General features: G+C 65.7%; 5 protein-coding genes and 2 pseudogenes. 2 read left to right on the forward strand and 5 right to left on the reverse strand.

Annotated features, from left to right (window positions below; all coding sequences use genetic code 11):
* The 5 genes and pseudogenes from ACFVJ3_RS49120 to ACFVJ3_RS49140 all read right to left on the reverse strand — a co-directional run.
* A pseudogene (locus ACFVJ3_RS49120) lies at positions 1 to 140 on the reverse strand (acyl-CoA dehydrogenase); the annotation flags it as partial.
* Between the two features lie 22 nt (positions 141 to 162).
* A complete protein-coding gene (locus ACFVJ3_RS49125; protein WP_378458987.1) occupies positions 163 to 972 on the reverse strand; it encodes an SDR family oxidoreductase in 810 nt (269 codons plus the stop codon).
* Positions 973 to 1094: 122 nt separating this feature from the next.
* A complete protein-coding gene (locus ACFVJ3_RS49130; RefSeq protein WP_378458988.1) occupies positions 1095 to 1790 on the reverse strand; it encodes a TetR/AcrR family transcriptional regulator in 696 nt (231 codons plus the stop codon).
* A 44-nt stretch (positions 1791 to 1834) separates the two neighbouring features.
* Positions 1835 to 2596: an SDR family NAD(P)-dependent oxidoreductase gene (locus ACFVJ3_RS49135; protein WP_378458989.1), complete on the reverse strand. Its 762-nt coding sequence runs from the start codon at positions 2594 to 2596 to the stop codon at positions 1835 to 1837.
* 40 nt (positions 2597 to 2636) lie between these two features.
* Entirely contained in the window at positions 2637 to 3782 is a 1146-nt protein-coding gene (locus ACFVJ3_RS49140; RefSeq protein WP_378458990.1) for an acyl-CoA dehydrogenase family protein, read from the reverse strand.
* A gap of 142 nt (positions 3783 to 3924) precedes the next feature.
* On the opposite strand from ACFVJ3_RS49140, the gene ACFVJ3_RS49145 reads away from it, so the two are divergent.
* Both ACFVJ3_RS49145 and ACFVJ3_RS49150 read left to right on the forward strand, forming a co-directional pair.
* On the forward strand, positions 3925 to 4524 hold the full coding sequence (locus ACFVJ3_RS49145) for a TetR/AcrR family transcriptional regulator (RefSeq protein WP_378458991.1): 600 nt from the start codon (positions 3925 to 3927) through the stop codon (positions 4522 to 4524).
* A 32-nt stretch (positions 4525 to 4556) separates the two neighbouring features.
* Positions 4557 to 4703 (forward strand): annotated as a pseudogene (locus tag ACFVJ3_RS49150) (HNH endonuclease); the annotation flags it as partial.
* Positions 4704 to 4867: the final 164 nt, after the last annotated feature.

Raw genomic sequence — 4867 nt, forward strand, 5'->3', positions numbered from 1 at the left:
GGCGGCTGGAAATGCGGATCCCCCGACTCCCGCATCTGCTCCTCGTACACCGCCTCCGCCGGATACACATGCGAATCCATGAACTCCAGCAGATCAGTCTGGTATTGCCGGGCGCGATCGGATACATCGAACAGCGACATGCGGACTCCTCGTGCGGTCGGGTCAGGACGGCTGGGCGAGGAGCGAGGCCTGGTAGCGGCGCATTCCCCGAATCCATCGGTCGTAGTCGGCGCCCTTGTGCCGGTACATCTCCAGCACTTCAGGGTGCGGAAGGATCAGGAACTGTTCGGCTTCCATTGCGGCAAGAACGCATTCGGCCACCTCGGACGGTTCGAGCACCGAACCCGCGGTGGTGACGGCACGTGCGGCGGTAGCCGACAGCGCGGCGTCGTCGGTGAGCAGCTTGGTGTTGACGCCCATGGGGCACAGGCAGCTGACGCGGACCCCCTTGTCGCCGTACGTGACGGACAGCCATTCGGCGAAACCGACGGCGGCATGCTTGGTCACCGAATACGGCGCGGAACCGATCTGGGTGAGCAGCCCGGCGGCCGAGGCCGTGCTGACGAAGTACCCCGCGCCGCGCTCGATCCAGCCGGGAACCAGGCGGCGTGCCGCCCGGATGTGCGCACGGACGTTCACGTCGAAGGCGAGATCCCACACGGCGTCGTCAGGTTCGAGGCCCTCCCCTGCCGCGACGCCCGCATTGGCGAAGTAGAGGTCGACGGGGCCGAAGGCTTGCTCCGCGGCGTCGATGACCGAGGCGATCTGTGCGTCGTCTGATGCGTCGGCTTGCACCGCCAGCGAAGCGCCGCGGTGCTCGGCGTCGATCTTTCGGACGATCGATTCCAGCGCGGTGCCATCGAGATCGGTGACGACGACCTTGGCACCCTCGGCGGCGAGCCGCTCCGCGAGTGCGCCGCCGATTCCACCTCCGCCACCGGTGACGATGGCGACCTTCTGCGCAACCTGCACGAGATTCCTCCCTCGAGGGGACACGAACGTGACCCCAGTCTTCCACAGAAATCACCTGAACCCGGTGTCGGATTCAGCTTCGTCGACCTGGGTGCCCACGCGCTCACGCCGTCGGAGAGAGCTCAGCTCAGCTCGGGGAACCTCAGCCCGTTTGCCCAGATGCGTGTCGTGGTGAACACGACGTCGTCGAAATCGACCGGAGTGCCGTCGGTCCCGTTCACGCTGGCCACGAACACGTTGTAGGCCAGCCTGCTGACCATCCCCGACAACGCCCGCGACGCCAGCATCGGGTCCAGCTCCTTGTCGGCGATGCCCCGCGCCTGCAATTCCGCGATGCCTCGCGCGTTGCGCGCGATGAACGCGTCGGCCCGCTGGCGCCGCAGGTCCGCGAACGCCGGGTCGATGTGCGCGACCTGCTCGAGCAGCCCCATCAGCTTGGCGTTACGCCGATAGGCCTCCAGGTAGGCGCGGTTACTCGCCTCCAGGACGGCATACGGGTCGTCGGTGTCCTGCACCCGCTTCATGCCCGGATGCATCATGTCTTCCTGCGCCACCTCGAGCACGGCGGCGAACACCTGCTCCTTGTTGTCGAAGTAGGTGTAGAAGGACCCCGTCGAGCAGTTGGCTTCCTTCGTGATGTCGGTGAGCCTGGCGTCGAGGTACCCGGACCGCTCGAACACCGTCCGCGCGGCCGCCACCAACGCCGCGCGCGTGCGTGCACCACGTGGGGTCGCCGGAGGCTCCCGCAACAGATCGGTGGCCGCCATCGACGGGGCGGGCTGGTCGTCCCACTCTTCATGGACGGTGCGCGTGGTCATTTCCTACTTATACGCCAGCACGGCAGCGCCGCCCAACCCGACGCTCAGGTGATGGTGATGCCGCCGTCCACCGCGATCGTCTGACCGGTGACGTACGCGGCGGCGTCCGACGCGAGCCAGACCACGGTCGCGGCCAGCTCCTCCGGATCACCGAGGCGACCGAGAACGAGCCGCGATTTCATCGATTCGAGGTACCCGTCCTGGTACTGGTCCGTCATCTCCGTCTCGAAGAAGCCGGGGGCGATCGCATTCACCCGGATGCCCTTGCGAGCACCCCACTGCTGCGCCAGGTCGCGAGTGAGACCGATGACCCCGGCCTTGCTCGCGGCGTACGCGGCCTGCGGAAGTCCCGCGGTGGTGAGACCGAGCACGCTCGCGATGTTCACGATCGCGCTGCCCGGCTTCATGACCTTGCCCGCCGCCTGCGCCGCCCAGTAGGAACCGTTCAGGTTGATGTCGACGACCTGCCGGAACTGCTCCGGAGTCTCCCGCGTCGCGGGGACAGCCGTACCGACACCGGCGTTGTTGACGAGCACGTCCACGCGGCCGAACTTCTCCATGGCCGCGTCGATCATGTTCTGCGCCTGAGCCGGGTCGGCGATGTCCGTCGCGACGCACAACGCCCGCCGTCCCGCGGCCCGCACCAGTTCGGCGGTCTTCTCGAGACGGTCGGTGCGGCGCGCTGCCAGCACCACGTCGGCACCGGCCTCCGCCGCGGCCTGCGCGAATGCGACCCCGAGGCCCGACGACGCACCGGTCACGACGACCACCCGATCGGTCAAGCTGAACTTGTCGAGAACGGACATACGAGGCGACTCCTTTGTCGTCGGGCTACGGGGTAGGGGTTCAGAGGCCGAGGTCGCGGCCGATCAGTTCCTTCATGATCTCGTTGGAACCGGCCCAGATCTTGGTGACACGGGCATCCATCCACGCACGGGCGGCACGGTACTCGGTCATGAATCCGTAGCCACCGTGCAGCTGCACGCAGTGGTCGAGGACCTCGTTCTGCACCTGAGCAGTCCACCACTTGGCCTTGGCGGCGTCCACCGCGGTGAGCTCACCGTCGGCGTGTGCGGCGACGCAGTTGTCGACGTACGCCTGGGTGACCTCGACACGGGTGACGAGGTCCGCGAGAAGGAACTTGTTCCACTGCAATGAACCGATGGGCTGTCCGAATGCCTTGCGGTCCTTGGCGTACTGGATCGTCTCCTCGAGAATCGGCGCGGCGTGCGCGAGGTTCGAGACAGCGGCGCCGACACGCTCCTGCGGCAGCATCTCCATCATGTGGATGAATCCACGGTCGATCTCACCGATGATGTTCGTCGACGGGACACGCACGTTCTCGAAGAACAACTCGGCGGTGTCCGCCTCGTGCTGGCCGACCTTGTCGAGCTTGCGTCCGCGCTCGAAGCCTTCCATGCCCGTCTCGACGGCGAACAGGGTGATGCCCTTGGACTTCTTCTCAGGGCTGGTGCGCGCCGCGACGATCACCAGGTCGGCGTTGTAGCCGTTGGTGATGAACGTCTTGGAACCGTTGATGATCCAGTCGTCGCCGTCCTTGACCGCGGTGGTCTTGAGCGAGGCGAGGTCGGAACCACCGGAGGGTTCCGTCATGCCGATCGCGGTGAGCAGTTCACCGGTGCAGAACTTCGGCAGCCAGCGCTGCTTCTGCTCCTCGGTCGTGAGCTGCACGAGGTACGGCGCGACGACGTCGGCGTGAATACCGAAGCTCGACGACACGGCCGCGCTCGCCCGCGAAAGCTCCTCGGCGAGAACCGCATTGAACCGGTAGTCGCCGGCCTCGCTTCCGCCGTACGCCTCGGGGACCTCGAGCCCGAGGAATCCGTTGCGCCCGGCTTCGAGCCAGATCTCGCGGTCGATGAAGCGCTGCTCGATGAGCTTGTCGGCCACCGGCAGGAGGTTGCGGTTCACGAACTCCCGTGCCGATTCGCGGAATGCCTCGTGATCGGGGCCGTACAGGGTGCGTCGCATGACCGCTCCTTTTTCGAAATCCAGCTGTGGTGTGTCCACGCTTTCCGGCATGTAAGCGTGTGCTTATTTTCTAAGCGCTTGCTTATACTGATCGTGCGGCGCGGTATTGTCAACAGCCGCGCAGCCGAGGATGGAGAAAGACATGAGCGAATCACCGAACCAGGTGATCAGCCCTTCCAAGGCTGCCGCCCGCATCCGAGCCGCAGCCGTCGACGCATTCGCGACCAGCGGATACGGGGGCACCACCACCCGCGAGATCGCCGCCCGCCTCGACATGAGCCCCGCCGCGATGTACCCGCACTACCGATCCAAAGAAGAGCTGCTCTTCGCGATCAGTCACGAAGGCCACACCGCCGCGCTCGACGTTGTCGTAAGTGCAGACCGCCCCGACGAGGCCCCCTCCACGAGACTGCAGGCGCTGATCGGCGCATTCGCGAGCTGGCAGGCCACGCACCACGCACAGGCTCGCGTCGTGCAGTACGAACTCAACGCCCTCACACCCGAGCACTACCGCGACGTGGTCAAATTGCGCCGCGACATCACCCACATCGTCCGTGCCGTCGTCGACGCCGGGGCCGCATCGGGCGAATTCACGGTGCCCGACGGCGAAGGCGTCACCCTCGCGCTTATGTCACTGTGCGTCGATATCTGCCGCTGGTTCCCGGCCGGCGCCTACACCGAACCGGAGGCCGTCGCAAACCTCTACTCCGACCTCGCCATGCGCCTGGTGGGTGCCGGTTAGGTATTGCCAACGTCCCGCAGTGTCGACTAAGCGGACTGCACAAAATCGAGATCTACACCCCCACCGGACACCGGTACCGATCAACGGCACCACCACTGCCGAAACCGTTGCCATTCGATGAGGTTCGGACGAGTTCACCGGTCAAGCGCATCCTGATCGGATACATCCACGCCGCCTGAACATCAGGGCTTCGCGCCAGACCGAGTGACAAACCCCGCGGTAACATCTCCGCACGCGGTGGGGGTGGAAGCCGTTCGCGCATATAGGTAGAAAAATGTCTTCGGTGTAGGAATGTTCCGGTGAAGTTGTAGGAGTGGGCGGGTGGTGGCAGGGGGTTTCCACC

The sequence above is a fragment of the Rhodococcus sp. NPDC127593 genome, assembly GCF_042671975.1.
GTDB lineage: Bacteria > Actinomycetota > Actinomycetes > Mycobacteriales > Mycobacteriaceae > Rhodococcus_F.

Coding starts and splice junctions, on each gene's coding strand:
- ACFVJ3_RS49130 (WP_378458988.1), bottom strand. CDS start 1,790: ATGACCACGCGCACCGTCCATGAAGAGTGGGACGACCAGCCCGCCCCG.
- ACFVJ3_RS49135 (WP_378458989.1), bottom strand. CDS start 2,596: ATGTCCGTTCTCGACAAGTTCAGCTTGACCGATCGGGTGGTCGTCGTG.
- ACFVJ3_RS49140 (WP_378458990.1), bottom strand. CDS start 3,782: ATGCGACGCACCCTGTACGGCCCCGATCACGAGGCATTCCGCGAATCG.
- ACFVJ3_RS49145 (WP_378458991.1), top strand. CDS start 3,925: ATGAGCGAATCACCGAACCAGGTGATCAGCCCTTCCAAGGCTGCCGCC.